At 33.5% G+C, this 22,658-nt stretch carries 28 protein-coding genes; 9 read left to right on the top strand and 19 right to left on the bottom strand.

Annotated features, from left to right (window positions below):
* Positions 1-4: 4 nt before the first annotated feature.
* From QUF91_RS11300 to QUF91_RS11290, 3 genes are all read right to left on the bottom strand, one after another.
* Positions 5-415, bottom strand: a complete 411-nt coding sequence (locus QUF91_RS11300; RefSeq protein ID WP_289417825.1) for a serine hydrolase domain-containing protein — start codon at positions 413-415, stop codon at positions 5-7.
* Positions 416-469: 54 nt separating this feature from the next.
* Positions 470-904, bottom strand: coding sequence for a MarR family winged helix-turn-helix transcriptional regulator (locus QUF91_RS11295; RefSeq protein ID WP_289417824.1), 435 nt, complete (start codon positions 902-904; stop codon positions 470-472).
* 149 nt (positions 905-1,053) lie between these two features.
* Entirely contained in the window at positions 1,054-1,644 is a 591-nt protein-coding gene (locus tag QUF91_RS11290; protein WP_289417823.1) for an undecaprenyl-diphosphatase, read from the bottom strand.
* Between the two features lie 251 nt (positions 1,645-1,895).
* On the opposite strand from QUF91_RS11290, the gene QUF91_RS11285 reads away from it, so the two are divergent.
* Complete coding sequence (locus QUF91_RS11285; protein WP_289417822.1) at positions 1,896-2,294, top strand: glucosamine 6-phosphate synthetase; 399 nt, start codon at positions 1,896-1,898, stop codon at positions 2,292-2,294.
* A 100-nt stretch (positions 2,295-2,394) separates the two neighbouring features.
* On the opposite strand, the gene QUF91_RS11280 is transcribed toward QUF91_RS11285, so the two are convergent.
* Positions 2,395-2,529, bottom strand: coding sequence for a hypothetical protein (locus tag QUF91_RS11280; protein ID WP_289417821.1), 135 nt, complete (start codon positions 2,527-2,529; stop codon positions 2,395-2,397).
* Between the two features lie 103 nt (positions 2,530-2,632).
* Between QUF91_RS11280 and QUF91_RS11275 the strand changes: the two genes are divergently transcribed.
* A complete protein-coding gene (locus QUF91_RS11275; RefSeq protein ID WP_285398117.1) occupies positions 2,633-4,099 on the top strand; it encodes an IS1182 family transposase in 1,467 nt (488 codons plus the stop codon).
* A gap of 208 nt (positions 4,100-4,307) precedes the next feature.
* Here QUF91_RS11275 and QUF91_RS11270 read toward each other — a convergent pair whose 3' ends face one another.
* Together QUF91_RS11270 and QUF91_RS11265 are read right to left on the bottom strand one after the other, a co-directional pair.
* Entirely contained in the window at positions 4,308-5,720 is a 1,413-nt protein-coding gene (locus QUF91_RS11270) for a sensor histidine kinase (protein WP_289417820.1), read from the bottom strand.
* On the bottom strand, positions 5,717-6,415 hold the full coding sequence (locus QUF91_RS11265) for a response regulator transcription factor (RefSeq protein WP_285396238.1): 699 nt from the start codon (positions 6,413-6,415) through the stop codon (positions 5,717-5,719). Before QUF91_RS11265 ends, QUF91_RS11270 begins: the two co-directional genes overlap by 4 nt.
* A 247-nt stretch (positions 6,416-6,662) precedes the next feature.
* Here QUF91_RS11265 and QUF91_RS11260 point away from each other — a divergent pair, with 247 nt between their 5' ends.
* Both QUF91_RS11260 and QUF91_RS11255 read left to right on the top strand, forming a co-directional pair.
* Positions 6,663-7,415 carry an ABC transporter ATP-binding protein gene (locus tag QUF91_RS11260; RefSeq protein ID WP_285396237.1) on the top strand — a complete coding sequence of 251 codons (753 nt, stop codon included), beginning with the start codon at positions 6,663-6,665 and terminating at the stop codon, positions 7,413-7,415.
* Entirely contained in the window at positions 7,412-9,976 is a 2,565-nt protein-coding gene (locus tag QUF91_RS11255) for an FtsX-like permease family protein (protein ID WP_289417819.1), read from the top strand. The genes QUF91_RS11260 and QUF91_RS11255 overlap by 4 nt, the downstream gene beginning before the upstream one ends.
* Before the next feature lie 439 nt (positions 9,977-10,415).
* Here the strand turns inward: QUF91_RS11255 and QUF91_RS11250 are convergent, their stop codons facing one another.
* The gene (locus tag QUF91_RS11250; protein ID WP_289417818.1) at positions 10,416-11,198 is read right to left on the bottom strand and encodes a class I SAM-dependent methyltransferase; all 783 of its coding nucleotides are present in this window, start codon (positions 11,196-11,198) and stop codon (positions 10,416-10,418) included.
* Between the two features lie 305 nt (positions 11,199-11,503).
* Between QUF91_RS11250 and QUF91_RS11245 the strand changes: the two genes are divergently transcribed.
* Positions 11,504-11,872 (top strand): hypothetical protein, encoded by a 369-nt coding sequence (locus tag QUF91_RS11245; protein ID WP_289417817.1) that lies wholly within the window; start codon positions 11,504-11,506, stop codon positions 11,870-11,872.
* Between the two features lie 89 nt (positions 11,873-11,961).
* On the opposite strand, the gene QUF91_RS11240 is transcribed toward QUF91_RS11245, so the two are convergent.
* The 6 genes from QUF91_RS11240 to QUF91_RS11215 form a co-directional block, all read right to left on the bottom strand.
* Positions 11,962-12,177 carry a hypothetical protein gene (locus QUF91_RS11240; protein WP_285396233.1) on the bottom strand — a complete coding sequence of 72 codons (216 nt, stop codon included), beginning with the start codon at positions 12,175-12,177 and terminating at the stop codon, positions 11,962-11,964.
* A gap of 14 nt (positions 12,178-12,191) precedes the next feature.
* The gene (locus QUF91_RS11235; protein WP_068985171.1) at positions 12,192-12,395 is read right to left on the bottom strand and encodes a helix-turn-helix transcriptional regulator; all 204 of its coding nucleotides are present in this window, start codon (positions 12,393-12,395) and stop codon (positions 12,192-12,194) included.
* Between the two features lie 12 nt (positions 12,396-12,407).
* The gene (locus tag QUF91_RS11230) at positions 12,408-12,794 is read right to left on the bottom strand and encodes a DUF2178 domain-containing protein (RefSeq protein WP_285396232.1); all 387 of its coding nucleotides are present in this window, start codon (positions 12,792-12,794) and stop codon (positions 12,408-12,410) included.
* Between the two features lie 367 nt (positions 12,795-13,161).
* The gene (locus QUF91_RS11225; protein WP_285396231.1) at positions 13,162-13,392 is read right to left on the bottom strand and encodes a hypothetical protein; all 231 of its coding nucleotides are present in this window, start codon (positions 13,390-13,392) and stop codon (positions 13,162-13,164) included.
* 143 nt (positions 13,393-13,535) lie between these two features.
* Positions 13,536-14,105 carry a GNAT family N-acetyltransferase gene (locus QUF91_RS11220; RefSeq protein ID WP_285396230.1) on the bottom strand — a complete coding sequence of 190 codons (570 nt, stop codon included), beginning with the start codon at positions 14,103-14,105 and terminating at the stop codon, positions 13,536-13,538.
* A 99-nt stretch (positions 14,106-14,204) separates the two neighbouring features.
* Positions 14,205-15,068: a GNAT family N-acetyltransferase gene (locus tag QUF91_RS11215; RefSeq protein WP_289417816.1), complete on the bottom strand. Its 864-nt coding sequence runs from the start codon at positions 15,066-15,068 to the stop codon at positions 14,205-14,207.
* Positions 15,069-15,548: 480 nt separating this feature from the next.
* On the opposite strand from QUF91_RS11215, the gene QUF91_RS11210 reads away from it, so the two are divergent.
* The gene (locus QUF91_RS11210) at positions 15,549-16,721 is read left to right on the top strand and encodes a multidrug effflux MFS transporter (protein ID WP_289417815.1); all 1,173 of its coding nucleotides are present in this window, start codon (positions 15,549-15,551) and stop codon (positions 16,719-16,721) included.
* A gap of 79 nt (positions 16,722-16,800) precedes the next feature.
* Here the strand turns inward: QUF91_RS11210 and QUF91_RS11205 are convergent, their stop codons facing one another.
* Positions 16,801-17,298, bottom strand: a complete 498-nt coding sequence (locus QUF91_RS11205; protein WP_285396227.1) for a hypothetical protein — start codon at positions 17,296-17,298, stop codon at positions 16,801-16,803.
* 110 nt (positions 17,299-17,408) lie between these two features.
* Between QUF91_RS11205 and QUF91_RS11200 the strand changes: the two genes are divergently transcribed.
* A complete protein-coding gene (locus tag QUF91_RS11200; protein WP_289417814.1) occupies positions 17,409-17,873 on the top strand; it encodes an NUDIX domain-containing protein in 465 nt (154 codons plus the stop codon).
* Between the two features lie 49 nt (positions 17,874-17,922).
* Here the strand turns inward: QUF91_RS11200 and QUF91_RS11195 are convergent, their stop codons facing one another.
* Together QUF91_RS11195 and QUF91_RS11190 are read right to left on the bottom strand one after the other, a co-directional pair.
* A complete protein-coding gene (locus QUF91_RS11195; protein WP_285396225.1) occupies positions 17,923-18,366 on the bottom strand; it encodes a GNAT family N-acetyltransferase in 444 nt (147 codons plus the stop codon).
* 25 nt (positions 18,367-18,391) lie between these two features.
* Positions 18,392-18,709: a MazG nucleotide pyrophosphohydrolase domain-containing protein gene (locus QUF91_RS11190; RefSeq protein WP_285396224.1), complete on the bottom strand. Its 318-nt coding sequence runs from the start codon at positions 18,707-18,709 to the stop codon at positions 18,392-18,394.
* Between the two features lie 140 nt (positions 18,710-18,849).
* Here QUF91_RS11190 and QUF91_RS11185 point away from each other — a divergent pair, with 140 nt between their 5' ends.
* A complete protein-coding gene (locus QUF91_RS11185; protein WP_285396223.1) occupies positions 18,850-19,425 on the top strand; it encodes an LOG family protein in 576 nt (191 codons plus the stop codon).
* Between the two features lie 51 nt (positions 19,426-19,476).
* Here QUF91_RS11185 and QUF91_RS11180 read toward each other — a convergent pair whose 3' ends face one another.
* The 3 genes from QUF91_RS11180 to QUF91_RS11170 form a co-directional block, all read right to left on the bottom strand.
* Positions 19,477-19,980: a hypothetical protein gene (locus tag QUF91_RS11180; protein ID WP_289417813.1), complete on the bottom strand. Its 504-nt coding sequence runs from the start codon at positions 19,978-19,980 to the stop codon at positions 19,477-19,479.
* Between the two features lie 268 nt (positions 19,981-20,248).
* Positions 20,249-20,926 (bottom strand): HAD family hydrolase, encoded by a 678-nt coding sequence (locus QUF91_RS11175; protein WP_285396221.1) that lies wholly within the window; start codon positions 20,924-20,926, stop codon positions 20,249-20,251.
* Between the two features lie 19 nt (positions 20,927-20,945).
* On the bottom strand, positions 20,946-21,134 hold the full coding sequence (locus QUF91_RS11170; protein ID WP_285396220.1) for a transmembrane Fragile-X-F protein: 189 nt from the start codon (positions 21,132-21,134) through the stop codon (positions 20,946-20,948).
* 244 nt (positions 21,135-21,378) lie between these two features.
* On the opposite strand from QUF91_RS11170, the gene QUF91_RS11165 reads away from it, so the two are divergent.
* Positions 21,379-22,563: a hypothetical protein gene (locus QUF91_RS11165; protein ID WP_289417812.1), complete on the top strand. Its 1,185-nt coding sequence runs from the start codon at positions 21,379-21,381 to the stop codon at positions 22,561-22,563.
* Positions 22,564-22,658: the final 95 nt, after the last annotated feature.

Below are 22,658 nucleotides of genomic sequence, written 5' to 3'. Positions count from 1 at the left end.
CTAATCAACACGCCTGATAATTTGTATTACTATAGCCCCAATGCTCATTTGGCTCGAATTGTGGTAGCATCACTTCGTTAAATGTTTCAATACTTATTGTTAAATCTTCTGTAATATATTCCGGGATGCCAGATGTGTGTGTAAGTAACTGTGCAACTGTCACCTCTGGGAAATGCGGTACGTTAAACCAATTTGTAATTTTATCTTCTAATTGCAATTGTCCTTTTTCAATTAGCTGGAACGTCATTACGGCTGTAATCATTTTACTTAATGATGCGAGATTAAATTGTGTATTTTCTGTAATAAGATGCTGCTTTGTGATTTCTTGAAAACCATGATAATACTCCTTTATTTGCCCATTTGTTTCATGATACACAGCGCCATTAAACTCAATATTTTTAAGTAAATCCTTCATTTATTAGTCTCCTAAATATTTTAGATACCTAACATATTAAACATGAAGAAATTATTATAATTCCTTCATCGCAATCTGTCTTAATTTTTTAACAATGCGTTCTAATTCGTCAACCTCTTTTGATGAAAGTTTGCTGTAAATTTTATCTGCAATTTGTTGTTCTACAAAATCTTGCTTTGAAAAATACTCCATTCCCTTTTCATCTAACGTTATAAATACTTCGCGTCGATTTTGTGGATTAATCTCTCGCTTAATATATTGATTCTTTTCTAATTTCGCAATCAATTGGCTAACTGCACTAGAACTAATATTCATTTCATTCGCAATTTCACCGACCGTAATGCGTTCTGCTAAGTACACAATATCTAATACAACCGCTTGTTGTGTTGTAATGCCACTATTTAAATATTGCTTATAATGTTTAAAGATCAGACGGTTTATTGAATATTCAGCCTCATTAATACGCTTAACTTGTTCATATAAAGACAAAAAATCACTCCTGATGCGTTAGATATCTAACATATTAGCGAGTGTATGATAAAACGTCAATCTTTATTATTGCTTACAAAAAGAGCCGTATAAAAATACGACTCTTTCAATCTTTGAATTTATATTCCTTATCTTTTCTGGCTTACGTCTTAATGGCTAAATTTCGCTAGGACTGGGATATATTTTGTTAGTTTCTTATATATATTGAAAACTACTTGTACTATAGGCTCCAATTTTTTTGAGAGCTGCATAACAATCATACTTGCTCCTAAAGAAAGAAGAGCGCCGCCAATCACGTCTGCTGGATAATGGACTCCAACGAAAATACGCGAAATACCGACAATGATAGCCCATACTAATACAGGATACTTCCACGAGTCTTTTCGTAGCAACAACGTACAAGCTACCGAAAATACTAATACCGCATGATCACTTACAAATGAAGAGTCAGTATTATGAGGTACTAGTTGATGAACATGATGCGTCACGAATGGGCGTGAATGATAATAGACAGAGTGAAGGATTGCGTTTAGAGCCAATCCTAGTAAACAGGTAAAGACAATGTATATAGCTGTATATTGTTTTTCAGCTCTTTTGTCCTTGTTTCCAGTAAACCACAAAAATAACATGAATACGATTACGACATAAGGAACGCTATTAGTGATGAAAATCATCCCTTTATCTAGAAAAGGATAACGACCTGCTATATCATTAATCCATTGAAATACTTCATAATTCATTAATGTTTATCTCCTTGCTTTATATTTGGATGTCGCATTTGGCCTCCAAGTCATTCTGAAAATCATCTAACATAATTTAAAAGATACAAATTGAATACCTTATTGCATTCATAATTGACGTCATCATTCGCCTCTTAGTTTCCTTAATTTCTTTCACTACAAAATAAAATCATTAAACAGAAAATATTATTGTAAGCTAGCAAAAATTAGTATAAAGGTGATAAAATATTCTAATAAAGGGGGCTACAAATATGGGGAAATTAAGCAAAAGAAACATACTGTGGATTGTACCAATCGGTATTTTAGGGGTATTTTGGTATTTTTATGGTCCGCAAAAAGAAATTACAGATAATGAATATATTACATACGTTAAAAACTATTCATTTGAAAATAGTAGTAAAACTATAGAATCGGGCTTTACAAATGCTTGTGAAAATCCACATTGGGTGTATTTTGAAACACAAAAAGGACAGGACGTTGTAGAATTTAAAGGAGATTGTCCAGTCAATAATAAAACTGCAAAAGTGAATGTTCAATTTTTAGTTGACCGTGACATTACAAAAGTGAGATACGGTGCCATGCTGGTCGATAATAAAATGCAAGAGGAAGCAGATCGAGACAAATACCTTCTAGCACTAATAGGCAAATAAAAGATGAAGCTCTCGTTTAAAATTAAAACGAGAGCTTCTTTAGAATGGAGGTGAATGCACACAACATTCCTGCCGAACCATTTTTGAAAGAATTAAGAATCTATTTTTTTGGTTCATCACCATAACGTGTGGTTGATTTCCGTTCCGACTGGGCGCTTTCCAGGGGGCGTCCGATGAGCCGCTTCACTCGCGTTGCTCGCTCCAGGGTCTCATCTGTGACGCTAATCGAGGGCACTGAAAAAGTGGTTAGATAAAGGAAGTAGCGAATTTTTTCTCTACTTCCTTTTCTTTTTCATCTATAATTATTAGTATACTGTTCATTTTAGGTGGTGCTTTTTATGCTTTCCAAACAAGAAACGCTTGCTCTTAGTCCTCATATGGCAATCTATGATTTAGTTGTGCCAAAAGATAATATGCTTCGTCAAATGAAGGAATTAATTGATTTTACTTTTGTTTTAGAGGAATTAGAGACTAAATATTGTCTAGATAATGGTCGTTACGCTATTTCACCTATTCGTATGTTCAAATATTTATTACTTAAGGCAATTTATGATATTTCTGATGTTGATGTAGTAGAACGTTCTAAATATGATATGTCCTTTAAATATTTTTTAGATATGGCACCAGAAGAAGGTGTTATTGAGGCAAGTTCTTTAACAAAATTCCGTCGATTACGTTTACAAGATGTCCAATTGTTAGATTTACTCATTCACAAAACCGTAGAACTAGCTATTGCACAGGGTGTTTTAAAAAGTAAAACATTGATTGTAGACGCAACACATACGAAGGCACGCTACCAACAGAAGTCCCCGAAAGAGTTTTTACAAGAGAAATCAAAACAGGTACGAAAAGCCGTGTATCAATTCGATGAAACAATGAAATCAAAATTTCCCACTAAACCGACTTCTCAAGATATCCAAAAAGAAGTGGACTATTGTCACCAAGTCATTCAAATAATAGAAGAAAATAAGGCTATTGCTCAAATACCAAGTGTACAAGAAAAAGTAAATGTCCTCAAAGAAGTTATTGAAGATTATGAGCTTAAAATAAATTACTCAGCTGATCCTGATGCACGTGTCGGTTATAAATCTAAAGAGAATCCTTTCTTTGGTTATAAAACACATTTGGCAATGAGTGATGAAAGACTTATAACAGCAGTAGTTGTAACAACAGGTGAAAAAAGTGACGGGAATTATTTACAAGAGCTAGTAGAGAAGAGTGAGCAAGCAGGCATAGAAGTGAACACCATTCTTGGAGATACAGCGTATTCTGGTAAAGAGAATTTATTATACACAAAAAAGAAAGAGATTCAACTCATTTCAAGGCTACATCCTGTTATTACGAACGGTCAACGGAAGCAAGAAAGTAAGTTTGAGTTTAATAAAGATGCCGATTTATATGTGTGCCCTGCTGGACATTTAGCAAAGAGTAAAAGTATTAAAAAGCGTAAGAATTCCACGCAAAATACACAATTAAAATATTTCTTTGATATAGAAAAATGTAAAGTTTGTCCTTTAAAAGAAGGGTGTTATAAAGAAGGAGCGAAAACAAAAAGTTATTCAGTTTCTCTTCTGTCAAATGAACACATAGAACAAGAAGTGTTTCAGGAAACGGAATCCTTTAAACAATTGGCAAAAGAACGCTATAAAATCGAAGCAAAGAATAGTGAAATAAAAAACAGACACGGGTATAATCAAGCAAACGCCACGGGTCTATTTGGTATGCAAATACAAGCAGCCGCAACGCTATTTGTCGTGAATATGAAGAGAATTTTAAAACTAATGAACGAAAAAAGCAAAGAATAATGAAAGAAATCGGACGACCCCTTCCTAAAAAAGGATGAAATGGCGCCCGATATTTTTTTTGAGTTAAAAAATTTTAATTTTGATGAGTTTTTCAGTGCCCTCGACGCTAATCCCCTAGGAGTCGCCCAGCCTCCACTCCAATCAACCAATATACAGTGCATATATTTTTAAAAATGTCATCCACAACTTTTGGTAATGAGCCATTTTTTTATCGTTTAATATCTTGCTTACATAATAAAAGTGGAAGCACTACTTCAAACACTGCGCCTTTCTCAAGATGGTTATACGCTCTTACAGTGCCTTTATGCTCTGTCATAATTTTCTCTACGATGGCTAGCCCTAATCCTAATCCTGCTGTATTTTTATTCCTCGATTTCTCTGCGCGGTACAACGGCTCAAAAATATAAGGTAAATCTTCCTCAGCGATGCCATCACCACTATCAGTAATACAAACTTTCACCATATCTATTTCACGAACTACTTGGAGCTCTATTATGCCGCCTATTGGTGTATACCGAATGGCATTGCTGATTATATTTTCAAATGATCGATGTAATAAAAGGGAATCTCCATATACGATCACTTGTCCATTGAACGTATGATTTACTGTAATACCCTTATTCTGTATATCTAAATACCTATCTTCTAAAATACTAGTAAATAACTCTGTTAAGTTTATCTCCTCTATCTTACGAACGGAAATAGACTCTAATATGTTCGTATATTGGCTTAAATTCGTCACTAGCTTTTCTAGTAACTCTGATTTATTGATGCAAATATGTAAATAACGCTGTAACTTTTCAGGTGTATTTGCTACTCCATTGTAAATGCCCTCTAAATATCCTCGTAACGAAAAAATAGGTGTTCGTAAATCATGCACAATGGCTGAGACGAAAAATTGCCGTTCTTTCTCGATACTTGTCCGTTGTTTCCTTAACCGTGCTAACTCTTCTGCCATTCCTTTAAAGCTTGTTAAAACACTGTTCATTTCTTGAATGGAAGACTGTTCGATCGAGACTCGAAATTCTTCTTGCGCTATTAAACGTGTTGCTTTATTTAAATTCGATAGCGGTTTTAAAATATTATGTTGAATAAAAAGAGACATTATAATGATAATGATAGAGACAATTATACTAATACATAGCATGGTCCCCCATTCATCAAACCAACTAGTTTCTGACAATGATGGATTGGTCATATCCCTTACTTTTAAAGTACCAATAGGCTCTTCTTTATTATACATTTCAACTTGTTGAACCTCATAATTGGAATATTGATAAGATAACTCTCCATCTATTCGATTAATAGGATACTCTCCTACTAACTCTATGTTCGAAAAAAGAGTATTTCCTTGAGATGAAGAAAGAGAAATTTGCATATTTTTCTCTTTTGCCAACTGGAGAACATGTTGCTGCCATGATTCCTCTTCCCACTTATCATATCCAGCTACAATGACATCTTCTATCCATGTAATTCCATTTAAATCATCTCTAACCTTTTTCTCCATTTGATTAGATTCATAATTCGTTATAATTATTTTCGTAACGCCAATTGGAATAACAAAAATAGCTAGTAAAAAAATACAAATGAAATATTTTAATTTCCATTGTTTTCTTTTCATGCCGCTCTACCTTGCTTAAATTTGTATCCTGTAGCCCACACGGTTTCAATCGTTACACCGCAATTAAATGCATCTAGCTTCTCTCTAATTTTTGCAATATATACCCGGACAGTATGAAAGTCATAATGCTCCATTCCCCATACTTGTTCTAAAATCTGCTCATATGTACGTACTTTATTAGCATTTTCAGCTAAGTATTTCAAAATTTTATACTCAGTTGTCGTGAAAATAAGTTGCTGATTTCTATAAGATATACTCTGTGCTTCCACGTCAATTTGAAAATCTCCAAATATTAAACTTCTTTGTTGACTAAAAGAATAGGGCTTCATACATCTTCGCTCTACCGCTTTCACCCTCGCAACAATTTCACTAGGAGTTGCTGATTTAACAATATAATCATCCCCACCCAATGTAAATCCTCTTATTTTATCCGTATCTGTCTCTTTTGCACTTAAAAAAAGGATTGGCACATCAGAATGCATGCGTAATTTTTTACAAAAAGAAAAACCATCCTCCCCTTGCATCATTACATCTAATAATATGCAGTCCACTCTATTGTTAGCAAATAACTCTGTTGCACATTTTACATCCGTTGCTTGTAACACTTGATAACCTTCTAAAGATAAGAAATCTGTCATTAACTCTATAATTTCTTCCTCGTCATCTACAATCATAATTGTTTCAAATCGTTCCATTTTATCACTCCTGATACTAATTTTTATCAATTATACCAGCTTTAAGGATCATCACCATAGCATGTGGCTGATTTCCGTTCCGACGGGGCTCTTTCCTGGAGCGTCCGATGAGCCACGCCTTCTAATTAGTTTAGGGTGATAAAAATGATTACTCAACACACCCGACATATTTTGATACTATTTTTATACTTCCTTGAGATTGTATTGATAACTAATAGCTAAACTAGAAATATAGGAGGGGTTAATAATGGAAATATTAAATGTAAAAAATATAACTAAGGTATATGGTCAGGAACAAAATAAAACGTTTGCATTAAACAATATCAATTTAACAGTACAGAAAGGCGAGTTTATTTCTATAATGGGAACGAGTGGATCTGGTAAGTCAACCTTATTGAATGTAATTTCAGGGCTAGATGTTCCTTCTAGTGGCGAAGTTTATATAAAAGGAAAACAGCTTAGTTCTTTATCGGATAAAGAACTGACAAATTTCAGAAGACATCATATCGGATTTATTTTTCAATTTTTTAATTTAATTCCTGTTTTATCGACTTTAGAAAATGTAACATTGCCAGCAATTTTAGCAGGGAAAAACCCTGAGATTGTAGAAAAAAAAGCCCAAGATTTATTGAAGCTTGTTGGTATCGGTCATCTATCTCATTCAAAACCAAGTGAAATGTCTGGAGGGCAACAACAACGTGTATCTATTGCGAGGGCATTATTGAATGAACCAGAATTTATTTTAGCTGACGAACCAACCGGAAGCCTTGATTCGAAAACATCGAAAGAGATTCTTTGTATCTTGAAAAATTTTTGTGAGCATATGAACCATACATTAATTATGGTTACACATGATGCACATGTTGCTTCTTATGCACATCGTGTACTATTTATGCATGATGGTAAAATTGTAGATGAACTATCTTTAAGTACTTGTGAACATGACAGGCAAAAAAATATTTTTGATATTATTTCGCGAATAGAGGGCTTAAAACAATGAAGGTACTATTTAAAATAGCTCTTAACTCTTTAGCGGTACGTAAAAACCGGACTATCTTTGCAATTATTGGTATCTCTATGGGCATAGTTCTGTTAGTCTCTTCTCAAATTTTAATTACTAGCGTTGAGGAATCTCATAGCGATTCTATACGTGAACAGTACGGTGATTATGACTTAGTTGTAGGTTATCAAAATTCTAACCAGTTCCTGTCAACTCAAGATATTGAACAGATAAAGAACATTAACCATATTATGGACACCTCCCCATTTCTGTATCCCTACTTAAGTAAAGAAGTAGAGATGCAACTATCTGATTATCCAAGTTATGTAGGATTTAAAGATGAAAAGTTAGCTTACGAATATCCCCTCATTAAAATAGCCGAAGGGAACTTTCCGAAAGAAAAAGAAGTGCTAATTCCAGCATCTTTCGCAAAAAGTAAGCAGTTAGAAGTGGGGTCATATATCGAATGGCCGTTCCCACCAAACAGAACTCAGAAAATTAAGATTTCAGGAATTCTAGATACAGATCAGCGTCTAAACCATGTCGCCGTCTTTCAGTATAATTGGTTACAAGGTATTACAAATAACAATAATAATACTACCGCTTTACTAATTAAATTAGACAGTCCTACTAACAAAGATGATGTAGTAAAGGCGATAAAAGAAAAATTTCCAGATACTTTTATCGATAAACGCAAAGAACTTGATAAAGAACATGAAAATATCGGAGGATTAAAACCGATTATTCAAGGGCTTAGTATCGCTGTATTCATTGCAAGTGGACTAATTGTCATTAGCACTCTTCAAATGTCTATTCAAGAAAAACAACACGAGCTAGCAACGCTACGTCTAGTAGCTATTGATCGTAAACAAATCTTTCTACTTATATTAATAGAAGGATGTATAATTGGAGTATTTTCACTTCTATTAGGATTGATGGCGGGGATTATATCCTCCATGCTATTACTTGAATTAGTTGGTCATCTAATGGGATTAGCTGCTACAGACGTAACACTATCGTTACCTTGGATAAATATTATTTTAGGGATTACAGCTGCTTTCCTTATTCTAATTATTTCTTCTTGCGTACCTGCATATCAAGCTACTAAGTTATCTCCATTAGTTGCCTATCATCAATCAACGTCTGTCCATCAAGCTCCAACAAAGAAACGAGCTATAATTTCATCCATCTTAAGCTTGAGTACTATTAGTTTATTCTTGGCCAATTACTTATACTTTGAAGAAAAAATACTCTATGTAATGATCGCACTATTATTATTCTGTAGTTTGTTTATCAGCATTCCTCTCATCTTTATTATTTCAACTTCTTTCTATAATTGTTTACCTAAACAATTATATTCGCCAGAATGGATGCTTGCTTCTCGTAATACACTGCGTCAAATGAGAAGAAATAGTCAAATTGCTAGTATTTTAATAGTGGGCATACACGTATTAATCATTGGAAATATTATACTTAATTCATTAAAGGAAGGAGAAGAAACCTTTCTAAAAGAACAATATCCATTTGATTTAAGTATTATTTCTCTTAATCCAACTGAAGAAAATGGTTTTTCACCAAAACTTTTTTCACAATTACAGCAGATAAAAGAATTAGAGAATATATACTTTACTAATTTAGTGCTATTATCCACACTGAATTTACCTATCCATGCGTCAGGAGGTAATCCTGAATTACTTGTTAATGAAGAAAAACAAGCTATGCTGGGCATTCAAGGAATTAGTTTTCCAATAATAAATGAGCAAGGGACAGTAAAAGTTGTTGATGGAACTATTAATGAAGAAGATTTAGGACAAAACGGAGTTATTTTAAATGAAAAAACTAGTAAACAATTAGGATATCAGATTGGCGATGAAATAGAGATAGGTCAATTTGATGATGTAATAAGTGGTAAAAAATATGAAGCAAAGACTTTTATTTTAAAAGGTATTATCAAAGATGAAAAACTTGATTATACACTACTGACAACTGCCGATATTATGTCACAACAATTCGGTATAAACTCTCTCTATAAAATTCAAATTAATATAAATAATCCGGAGAAAAGTTCAGAAATTAAAGCTAACATAAATAAACTTCTAAATGATTCTGCCTATTCTACTACTATCTTATACGATCAAAAACAAGAATTAGATAAAATCGAAAAACAATCCAAACAACGCTTATTGATTTTATCTGTTACAGTTTTCTTGATTATTATAATGGCAGGTATAGGATTAATGAATAATACTGCTAGTAGTATCCGAGAAAGAATATCAGAATTGGCAATGCTTCGCGCACTAGGAAGCTCTAAAGGCCAATTGATGCGGATCTTATTATTAGAAGGTTCTTTCATTACTAGTCTTGTTGGCATTATTTCTACCCTTACCGCCACGCTTATAGGTTGTATGTTTATATTAGCTTTAGGATCTCCAGTTACTAGTATTCCGATTAAGTTAATTATAAGTCTAATAGTAGCTAGCCCACTGCTCGGTCTATTATCTGTATTTACGCCTGCTCTATGGATAACTAGACAAAACATTACACAAATGTTAACAAAGTAAACAGCTCGACTTGATCACCAGTATCTCTAAAGGCTAAATTGAGGAATTATCCTACGTCTCACAAGAAATTTACTATCTACTTAATCAAACCGTTGCGCACAATGCTGTCAAATTGACCAATTATCAAGTTGGTAAAAAACACTATTATGATTATGTAATTCCACTAACTGCCTTTTAATAAAGGGGTACAGCCACATTGCAATCAAGCAAAGAAAAAAATTTGTATCCGTAAAACGAAAAAAACGCTATTCTTTTTGCAGAAATACACAAAAAGGATAGCGTTACTCATTCTATTTTGCAATGCTGCAATCATCACATCTTTTGACATGTCTAGGTCTTCCTCATTAGCTGTTTAGTTTTCCAGTACAATTTGTTGTTTCCGATAGTATTCTCTCCCGAATACGCATCTTCAACGTTAATTACTGCTCATAATAATAATCTATCTAATTTTCACTGCTTTCCAAATTGTCCATCTGTCTTTTTCAACAATATTGCTTTCTTTTGAAATTGATTTATCTAAATAATTCACCAATGCATGTAATTCTTCATCGTTTATTTCATGTAAAATGCTTCTTCCTGTTCTTTCTCGTAAATCTTGGAATAATTGCTCCTTCTGTTCATAGACATTTCTTATTTCCCATAACTTTACCTCTTTAATCTCGCTAAATCCAATTTCCTTTAGCATTGCAACCACTAACTCACTATTATATCTGCGATTAATTTCTTGTTCCATTAATTTAGGAAATTGTTCAAAGAAAAAGCCTCTAATGTGGGAATCATCACCTTTTAAAAGACAGTCTTCTGGTGTTCGGTCTTGTATAATGTAAACCCCTTTATCCTCCAATATTCTATATGCCTCTTGAAAACAAGTTTTTAAATCTTGGATATGGTGTATTAAAGCTCGTTCCAGTACTAATTGAAAGCTGTCATCGTCTAAGCCTGTATCCAATGCATTCCCTTGCTTAAACGTTACGTTATGATAGTCTTTACAATTTTCTTTTGCCCCTACAAGCATAGCCTCCGAAAAATCCACGCCGATCACAGTAAGGACCCCCATATCGGCTAATGCTTTTGAATAAATCCCCCCACCACAGCCAATATCAGCGGCCTTAGAAATATTCATGACCGGGACAAGTTCTTTCATTAATTCCACCCATGAGCGGTCAGCATGTCGAGTTGTGTAAGAAGTTTGATTGCCCTTGTTATGAAAATCAATGCCCATCTTCATCACTCTTTTCTTTATGGATATTTTTGTTATCTTTATTTTACATCCATCACAGAACATAAGTAAAATTAATGTTAATTATAGTTTTCCATAAGTTATTCTTATGTATATAAAATCTTCTCTATTAATTTTAGTTTTCGTATGCATAAAAAGCTGCAATTAGGTGTTTTCCAAAACATTTCCCCTTCCGAGACATAAACAACCGTATTAAATGTGAATATTTACCACTAAAATCACCCTTTACAAAAGAGTAACTTATGGTGTAAAATTACACTATAAGTTACTCAAAAGGAGTTTTTAAAATGAAAAAAAACAAGAAAGTCACTATATTAAACAGCGTATTAATAGGAACTATCATATTAAATCTTTTTATCTTTACATCAACTATGCGCTTTTCCCCTTGGTTTATTGAAGATGCATGGGGATATTTAGGAGTATTCCTTACAGCGCCAATGTTAATAGGTATTTATTTCATCCTAAGACATTATCACAAGCTACAATTAGTCTCAAACATCAATAATGTAATTCCATTATTTGTCGCAGTAACATCATTGATTATTGTATTTATGCCGACAAATGACTTTTTAAATATTGTTGCACTTGTCATTAACGTAGCTATGGTATTTTTAGCAGCTGTTTCCCTATTCAACCAAAAAGAAAAGGCGATTTAAAAAACACAAAATAACCAGGTACTCATTAATAAAGTGAGTCCTGGTTTTTGCTTTAATGTATTAAATTGAACGGTTGGTAGCTTTTTGGATTACCCGAACAATAAAATAGCTACCCCTATAATTACACAAACAATTCCACTTAAAAATTGTCCAATTCCGGATGCCTGTCCCATTAAAAACAGATTAAAAATATTTTTGCTTTTTTGAGACTTTCCAAACAAAGCATCATCTGTTTTCATTCTATAAAATCCCCAAGCAGTTAAAACAATCCCAAAAACAATAAAAATACTTACTAAACCTAACATATTAAATAATCTCCTTATTTGTCATTTTCATCAAAAATAAACACTTCTTCTATCGATTGATTAAAAATCGATGCAATTTTATAGGCAAGTAATACAGAAGGATTATACTTCTGATTCTCAAGTGAAATAATCGTCCTTGAAGATACGCTTACACGATCAGCCAATTCTTGTTGAGTTAAATTATGCTGTTTTCTTAAATCACGTACTCTATTCTCCATGTTCGCCCTCCTTTAAAGGACTCGTTCATAGAAAAATTTCGTTACAGTATTGAAGATGAAAAGAGCGATTATTAATAGTAAAAGAACCGCTTTTACAGATAATACAATAAAATTACTCAAAAATAGCAACACTATTATTAATGACGTTATACACTGCATAGTTATATTTGAAGCATGACCATCAATAAGAGCATCTCTTTCATCATACTCTTTCGATAAATCGTCCTCATTTTCTGATTTTCTTGAATAGATTGTAATCGATACAATCAAAATAATAATTCCCGTAATGAAAAGATAGATTGCTGTCATTTTGTCTGCCGGATCCATCAAAAGACTAATAACACCTAACATTATCGCAAGGAAAGATGTTAATAATCTTTGAAATAACTTTCGTTTCAATACAATACTCCCTTCCGAAATATGAAGTTTACTTCATGTGAAGTTTATTTCATATTACATACTTCTCAAAACGCAGTCAAGTTAAATATTTGCCAAATAATGAATATTTTATTTAAATTACTAATGAATTTACTAATTTTACTATGTAACATGTTTATCATCGGACGTCAAAAGGAGAAAATAATGCTGAGTTTTTTATCATTTCGAATAAAAATTAGAATAAGTACAGAAACAAAAAAATACCAAATACTCAAATAAAATCGAGTACCTGGTATTCAATATTAGCTACTTTACAAAAAGCTAATATTCTCAACAAAAAACTCATGCAATTAATTGTTTTTTGCATGAGTTCATCTTATTTATTTTATTATTCTTTCATATTTACAGCAGAATCTACGGACTGGATAATGTTTAGCTCAAGTATTCGAATTTCCTTATTTAACTTAGCAATTGCAGCTTCTATTTGTTCAAAACGCTCCAATTGACGCCTGCTGACGTTATGCGTTGGCATGGCTTCTTTTAACGCTGCCTGCCCTGCATATAGAATTTCTAATAAATCCAACTTTTCAAAATAAGCTGTGCTATATTGTATTTCCATACTTAAAACCCCTTACATATTACTTTTTCACCACTAATAAGACTTTTATATTCTTACTAGTAATTTAACCGAAAAAAGTAAGGGCAAAACTGTATCTAATTTACTGTTTATTTTCCAATTAACGGTGTTTACAGATGATATTTTTATAGATTAATAGGCTTTTTATCGCGGAAAGTCTCTTTCTGATCTCTTTGTAAAATTGAATAGACAAAAGTATCGTGCGCTTGGCCATTTTGATACATATAATCTCTCAAAATCCCTTCCTGTTGAAATCCAATTTTAGTTAGTAATTTATTTGAGGCTTCATTTTCTATAAAGACAACAGCCCCTATACGAGTCAGCCCCATTTGTTCAAAGCCATAAGATACTATTTCGGTAACCGCTTCAAAAGTATATCCTTTTCTCCAATAATCAGGATGTATTTCATAACCGATTTCTGCTCGTTTATGGATCGGTGACCAAACGTTAAAACCAATTGTCCCGATAATATCCTTCGTTTCTTTTCTTTCAATTCCCCATCTTATTCCTCTTTTTTCAGCAAAGCTCTTTGAAAAGTATTTCACTAGTTTTTCTGCTTGCTGTAGTTCTACGAATGGCTCTTGTCCATAATAGCGAGTGACTTCTTCATTAGAAAAACACTTAAAAACGCTCTCTGCATCATCCTGTGTTAGCTCTCTTAAAATAAGTCTTTCTGTCTCTAAATTAGGAAACATTCAGATCTCCCCCTTTCTTTCTATTTCTCTTTATTTCCTTTAAAATCCTTTAAAAAATAAGAAAAGAGCACATCCAATTGAATGATGCCCTTATTAGTTTTATCCAAAAATTTGAGCGGCAATGGCGAATAGTGTATTATTTCTTGCTGGCATTTTTTCAGCACGAAGGATCATAACTGGAGGTGTATTTGCCTCTGTAAAGCCACTTTGCTCTAAAAATTTTGTAAATTCAGCATGACCAGATGGTACATCAATTCTTAATTTCCCGTTATGATCTTTAGTTAAAGTATCAAATATATCGGTAGCCGTTTGTGCATCTGGAGCTACAATTGGACCTAAAATTAGATTGATAGGTCCTGCAATAGACATGCCAAAGCCTATAATATTTGCCTGATGATCTTTCACAACAATACAACGCTTAGATTGTTTTATCCTGTTCCTTAGAAAATTGCTTCTTTTTTCACCAAAGGCTACTTCATCCAGACGAACAATGGCAGCAAAGTCCACCTCTTGAAAATCTTCTACTGACCACTCGTGAGAAACAAAGTTTTTTTCCCCGCTATAATTATCTGCAATATATTTATGAACATAATCTACAGTGGTAAAGCCCATTTTCTTATACAACGGTTCGCCCTCTTTCGTTGCAACGAGCATAATTGCTGTATGCTCTGAAACACTGTCAATACATTTTTGAGTAGCTAATTTCCCTAGACCGAAACCTCTATAATTTTCATGCACAATGACCATACCAATTGAAACTAAATTACTATCATAAGCAATAATAGCAGCACTTGAAACGATTTTCCCCTCAGCATTTCTGTGACCAAATATTTTACCCGACAACATAACCGTTCTAATTTCTAGTTCATCGTAATCCCACCCGACAGAGTCAGATAGAGCAATTAATCCTGGAATATCTTTTGCATCGAATAACACTAACTTTAATTGCTTATATGTAGTCATTCTTCCCCCCCACAATTAAGAACATTTGTTTCCATTCTATATGTATTCACTATTATGCACAAGTCTAATTTTTCAAAAATTTTGACTCATTACCGAAAATTGAGGATGCATTTTGTTATAACATATGTCATTTGATTGAAGTGGAGACTGGGCGACTCCTTGGGGGATTAGTGTCACAGATGGGATCCTGAAGCGAGCATTGCGAGTGAAGCGGCTCATCGAAATGTGAATCAACCACACGTTATGATAGTAACTAACGTAATTGGAAACCAAGGAATATATTATTAATGATTGGAATTATTTCTATCCTAAGCAAAAATGCTATATACTAGTAGCTAGACTATGCACTCCTACTTTAAGCATATTTAGGTGATTGAAAATGACATCTTATGAACGAATACTTATAATGGTCCCGCCGTTTCCCTAGCTACGTCTACTCTTTTTTGAAGAAGTAGATTTTGCTTGTAGGAGGGCAATAAGTTGAAAAAATATACAGCACCATCTTTACTTTTAATGATTGTTCTTGTAGCTTTTCCACAGATTAGCGAGACAATCTATTCACCATCTCTACCTGATATTTCAGATGCCTTGAATGCTTCAAATAGCTCTGTACAGTTAACCTTAAGTATTTATTTTATAGGGTTTGCTATTGGTGTCTTTTGTTGGGGATGGATTTCTGATTTAAGCGGACGAAGACCAGCAATGTTGGCCGGTTTAATTTTTTATGGTATTGGCAGTTTCATGTGTTTTTACGCGGAAACGATTACATTTCTATTAGTTAGTAGATTTATACAAGCTTTTGGAGCTGCGACAGGCTCTATTATCACACAAACCATTTTGCGAGAAAGTGTATCTGGCAGTAAAAGAAATGCGATGTTTGCTCAAATTTCTGCAGTCATTGCCTTTACTCCTGCAGTGGGACCGCTTATTGGTGGCTGGGTCGATCAAGCACTTGGTTTTAGAGCTGTTTTCTTTGTGCTCGTTGCGATGAGTATTTTGTTGTTTATTTATACTTATTTTAGACTTCCTGAAACAACAGATAAATCAACGAGAAGAAGAATCGCTATTTTCCCAGTAGTGAAACGCATTATTTCATCTCCAAGAGTTCTTGTTTTTGGATTGCTGATTGGAGGGATAAATGGTGTATTATTCAGTTACTATGCTGAAGCACCTTTTATCTTTATTGACCACTTCAAATTATCGCCAGGACTTTATGGATTTCTCGGCATCATTGTAGCACTTGCATCTATTATCGGTGCTATGATTTCCAAAAGATTAGTAAACAATTATCAGCCAGAAAAAGTAATTCATCTTGGCATTTTTGTCATGACGGTCGGTGCTCTATTACTACTAATCGTTAGTACTTTACCACTCCCTAATATCGTCTCAATAATAGGCATTTTAGTGACTATGTTTATTACGTTATTAGGATCAGGAATTGCACTACCAAACTGTTTAAGCCTTGCACTTGTCAATTTTCAAGATGTTATAGGAACAGCTGGCGCGATTTTCAGCTTAGGCTATTATTTACTCGTTAGCCTTATAACGTCTGGGATGAGTTTCCTGCATAATGGTTCGTTGATAACTATGCCACTATATTTCTTCATCTTAACGATTATTATGTTGATATTCGGAAGAAAGTTTATTGTTTAACTTATTGTAGCGGGAATAAACATATTCAATAACTCTTCTTTTTCATGCCACCCTTTATATCTATTCGGGTGGCTTCTTCTTACTGAAAATAGTAATTGACTGCCTCGTCCGCCGAAGTTAAAACGACATTATTTTTAGTTTTATAAATAAACTTTGGTGAAGTACAGGCTTCTTCAAGACTTTTTGCTTGTTTCAGCGTATCGGTCATTTGCTCGATTATCTCAGAATAGCCATCAAGATTATTAGATATTTTTGTCATATTCGAATCCGAAATGTCTAACACAATGGAAACTTGATCCTCCGCATAATTATTTAAATTAATGAAAAAGCACTCCTCTAGATTTTTCGAAGACTTATCAACATTAATAACAGCTTCATTATAATTGGCAATCAGTCCTGTAGATGTCACTGTTATTGTAAAACCTTGTTCTGTTAATTTTTTATTTATGCTATCAAGAAATGTATTGACTTCAGCATCTAATTTTGGCGTTACCGTATTTTGTATTAATGTATCGCAGTTTTGATAAATAGTATCAATTTCTGCCTGCTTTTCAACGAGTAATTTAAAATTTGACATCGAGTACACATTAAATCTCCCCTTTTCTATAAGTTTGACATTCGGGAGTTTTTTTAGTCATCTTTAAGCCATATATTTTCATTACCCAATTTAATTTAGGAGCGATATACATGCATATTAGAAATTCCATTAAGGCTTTAATAATAGAAGAAGATAAAATTTTACTGACAAAAAATAAATACACCGAAGACTACTTTTATCTTTGTCCTGGAGGTGGGCAAGAGCATGGAGAAACTTTTCACGCTGCTTTGATAAGAGAATGTATCGAAGAGATTGGCTGTTCGGTTGATATCGGAGAGCTACTTTTTATTCGTGAATATATTGGAAAAAACCATGAGCATGCTTCTTTCGATTTCAATGCTCATCAAGTAGAGTTTTATTTTGTTTGTCAGTTAGCACGAGGAAAAGAAACGAACTTTCAACCAACAAATCCTGATAGTCATCAAATCGGATTAGAATGGGTATCGATTGAAGACTTATCAAGCTATCAACTTTACCCGAAAGAATTAATAAAGTATATTCAGCAGTATAATAACAGTCAAGTAACTCCCATCTATTTAGGAGATATAAATTAATATGTGGCAAAAGGCTGTCGCGGTAAAATATTGGACAGCCTTTCAAAACTTAAACTAGATGTTTTACCATTGTGAAATAGCTACTTCCCGGAGGATAATCTTTTATTTCTCCAACAACCTGATAACCTCGAGCTTCATAAAACGTGCGTGCTTGAAAGTCATATGTAGTTAATAGTGCCTTTGTTGCCCCCATTTGCTTAGCTGTTTCTTCAGCCTTCGCTAGTAGCTGTCCACCAATGCCTTTTCCACGATATTCTTTACAAAACCAAAACTTATTGATTTCCACCCATCCCCAATAAACCTCAGCAGTAATACCGCCAATCCATTGCTGTTGAAGATCGGTTACGATTAAATTCAACGGAAGAATAGTACCCTTTTGTCTACTTTCTTTATGATACGCTGAATGTTCATCGTTGTACTCTCTAATCTTTGTATTTAAAAACGTAGTAAAGTCATCGTGATTTTCTAACAAAATCTCTACTTGATAATCCATATGTTTCCCCTTTCCATATGTATCTCTATGCTTTATAACGCTCCATTAGCTTTTCCTGATGAGCTGTGAAAATTTCTTCGAGTGAAATATCATATTTATTAGCTATCACAATAATATTCCCTAAAACATCTCCAAGCTCCTCTACTAATTCTTGCTTATTTTCTTCATAGGATTGAATCTTTTCATCTGGTCGATCCCTACCAATTTCCAATGCTCGTATAGCTCTTGCTACTTCCCCTGTTTCTTCAGCAAGAAAGCCTATGCGCGTAAATATACTTAAATCAGACCATCCACGTGTATCGTAGTAATCTTTCACGAATTTTTGAAACTCATTTAATTCCATTTCTATTTCCTCCATTTCTTTCCTCTTAAAATTAAATTATACTATAAAAGTGAAAAGTGAATCGGTAAGTTTTTTTAATCCCGCTTATTGTTCACTAACCGTAATTGAGGAAAAAACTTATCAGATATGGAGGAACGATTATGAATAGTATTGCAGTATTTTGCGGATCAAGCATCGGTGCTTCTGAGGCATATAAAGAAGGAGCTATTCTTCTAGGAAAAGAATTAGCAAAACGTAATATTACCTTAATTTATGGAGGAGCTAGTGTCGGTGTAATGGGAACAGTTGCAGACACAGTTCTTCGTGAAGGTGGCAAAGTGATTGGAGTTATCCCTACTTTGTTAGAGGAACGAGAAATTTCTCATAAGCATTTAACAGAGCTAATTGTCGTTAATTCAATGCATGAACGTAAAAGCAAAATGATGGAACTAGCTGACGGCTTTATCGCTTTACCGGGTGGACCTGGTACGTTAGAAGAATTTTTCGAAGTATTCACATGGAATCAAATCGGCCTTCTGCAAAAACCTTGTGGTATTTTAAATATCAATCATTATTACGATTTACTTATTGGATTATTTGACCATATGCAAAACGAACAATTTTTACAAGCCCAATATCGAGAAGCACTACTTGTAGATAAAGACGTTGCAGCGCTTTTGGATAAATGTGCAGCGTATGTTCCTCCTGCAGTTAAAACATATCAAACAACTAAATAAGGTATTACAAAAAGGCCAGTATTCAACATATGGAATAACTGGCCTTCCCTATTATCTCATGGAATTAATTATTTTTACCATGCCATCAACAGTAATAGTGTCAGCACTGACTTTATCTACAGTAAAAGTGTACTGAAAATCATTTTTAACGATATTAAAATGCACAAAATCTGAGCGTTTATAATAGACCATTTCATTTCCATCTGGTAATTTCACTGTCTTCGCGTCTTTAGGAAATGAACGTTCATACACATTGTCGACTATATTTAGCGTATAATGTGTACGGCCAGCATTCTCCACTAAATAATAGATTGATAATTGTGGAACATGTTTAGGATCAAATGACCCAAAAACATGAGTAAAAGCAATTGGTGGAAGTCGTGTTGGTAAAGCTATGTCACGCTTAAGAAACGCTTCACATTCTTGAATCGCCTCATTAACCTCTGTATATTCTCCACCCTCTAAATAGATCTTTCCTAAATCAGTAGTAATTGCCTCTACATGATGGATTTGAATACATAGAAATAATAAAAGACTTACGCTAATTTTCTTCAATAAATTTTATTGCCTCCTGATTTCGTTTTCTTTTTAATATCTCCTAAATCAGAAGGAATATGAATTTTAGTCTTTTCATGTCTTTTGCTAGGTTTTTGATTAACCATTTTTATCCACTCTAATTAGAAGTCTCTGATTTCCGCTACGGGCTACTCGCTTTCCCGCAGGAGTCGAGTAGCCCTACGCTACAATCAGTAAAAATGGAAATCCATTGGCATTATAGCAACGAAAAATCCTTCTATCGCTCAATAATAAACCCGTTTTTTTCCTAATCATCATGCCTGGTCTTTTGCAAAACTACTAAAATATCTTGAATTTCAATTAAATTATCCATGATGTAATCCGCTTCAACACTTTGCCATCCATCATTTCTTTTCCAAATAGCCACCATCCCTACTTTTTTAGCAGCTTCCACATCATTGAAAGGATGATCCCCTATGTACATACTTTCGTTAGCTGATACCTCTAATTTGGATAGTGCTCGATGAAATATTTCAGCATTTGGCTTTTTGATGCCTTCCCATTCAGAAATAAGAATCACGTCAAAATCATCTTCAATGCCTAAAGCTCGTATATTATCTAGTTGAAATTGTCCATATCCATTCGTTATCATACCCTGTTTTAAGCCTTGCTTTTTCAAATTGTGTAACATGCTATGCAAGTTTTTAAATGGAACACAATGATGTTTAAATTGTTGTAAATAATCCTCTAACAACGCTTCCTGAGAAAGCTCAATAGTAAATTCTTCGATTAATTGCTGGTAGACTTTATCTTTCCAAACATACCCATGATCGTCCAGCTCAATAAAGCGTTGAACAAAGTTCTCTTTTAAAATATGTGACAGATGTGGCATTAATCGCTCATACTGCTGGTTAATGAATACACGAACAGATTGATCACGATCTAATAATGTTCCATCTAAATCAAATATTACCGCTTTAATCAAAGTTATTTATCTCCTTTCCCTACACTTCTTTACGTTTTTTCACTGCTATTGCAGTAATTATGACCGTTATTATCTTTACCACAAAAATTAATAGGTAAATACTAAAGGATATGATTGCTGGTAATAGCACTAACCACCAAGACCATGCAATAACACCTGTAAGCTTTAACACTACCAAGACAATTGTTAATACTTCAGCGACTCCCATGTTCACACCACCTGTCAATTATAAAGTCTCTACAATGCATGCCTGACATTCATCATGCCCCAGACTTTATGGTGAAGTCTGTACTTAAATTAGAATGCTTAAACTTTTTTGTTATACAACTATTAAAGCACCAATCATGCAATATGTCTTTTCATCAACTCATCTTTTTTTCTTTTTAACTTTTTTTCTAAAATAATGAACTTTTTCAAATGGTAAATCGTCTAATTATTGGTAACAACTAATTTTGAAACCAAAAGGAGAAATAAATATGAGAAAACCGATTAAAAAAACTTGGATGCTTGCATCTGCATTAACAATAGGAATGGCTGTTCTGACACCACTTCAAGCAGGAGCTGAAGAAGTAAAAACAACAGATAGTAGTATTACTGTTAAACTTGAACAAAAAATTACAGGAACTATTCAATACCTCAATGGCGATGGAATGAACCTAAAAGGAATTGATGGAAAAAATTACTATGTTAATTTCTATAAATTTTCTCCAGAGCAAATCGAAAAAATGAACTTAGTAGAAGGACAGGAAATTTCTGTAGAAGGTAGCGTTGTAGAAAGTTATTCAGATTTCTACACATTCGAAGTTTATAAAAGAGATTTGCCTAAAGAGGTAACAAAAGAAGATTTAACAAAATTAGAAAAAATGTTTAATGACATCAAGAAGCTAGAAAAAGAAGTGTCAGCTGAGTTAGATAAAAACGCAACAGATGAAGTGATCGATAAAAAATATGAGGAAATGAATAAAGTTTACGAAGAAATGCATAAAATTACGAAGCCATATTATTTAGCTATTTGGCAACCTCAAACTTATGAAGAATATATGCAAGACTTCGGATTTAAAGAGAAAAATATCGTTATTAAAGAAAACGATAATATACAGCTTAAAGCTATTTATACAGAATGGGTGAAGCTTGAAAAAAGTGGAGATGAAGAAAAAGCTAGCGATAAATTGGAAGAATTCTATAAAACCCTTCAACCATATTTAGATGAACTATATCCACCACTAACTTTTGAAGAGTTAATAAAAGAATTGGAATTGGATATCCCTGCTGAAACTTTAGCCAAACTAAAACCTATTTATGAAAATGCTCTAAAAGCAGATAAAGAGGAAGATGTGGAGTTGTCTGATAAGCTATGGCAGGAATTCCATAAAATTATTAGCGAGTTCATCAAGCCAGTAACATTTGAAGAATACATTTCTGACTACGAGTTTAAAATCAGTGAAGAGGATAAAAAGCAATTAAAACCGCTTTATGAAGAAGCCGTAGCTCTTGATAAAAAAGAGGAAACTGAAAAAGCTCAAGAAAAATGGGACGAATTTTTCAAAATTTTAGACCCATATTTTATAGCAAATAAAGAAACTCTAATCTCTGCTTCTAAATTAACAATAAACGGCCAAGAATATCTTCCTCAATAAGTAAAAAAATTCAGGGGTGTCTCAAAAGTCATTAATTGATTTTTGGGATTATCCCTTTTTTTTCTTAAAATTGATTTTGATTTCACTTTGAGGTG

Origin of the sequence: Lysinibacillus sp. G4S2, assembly GCF_030348505.1 — a bacterium.
GTDB lineage: Bacteria > Bacillota > Bacilli > Bacillales_A > Planococcaceae > Lysinibacillus.
This window is presented reverse-complemented; position numbering and strand designations above follow the sequence as displayed.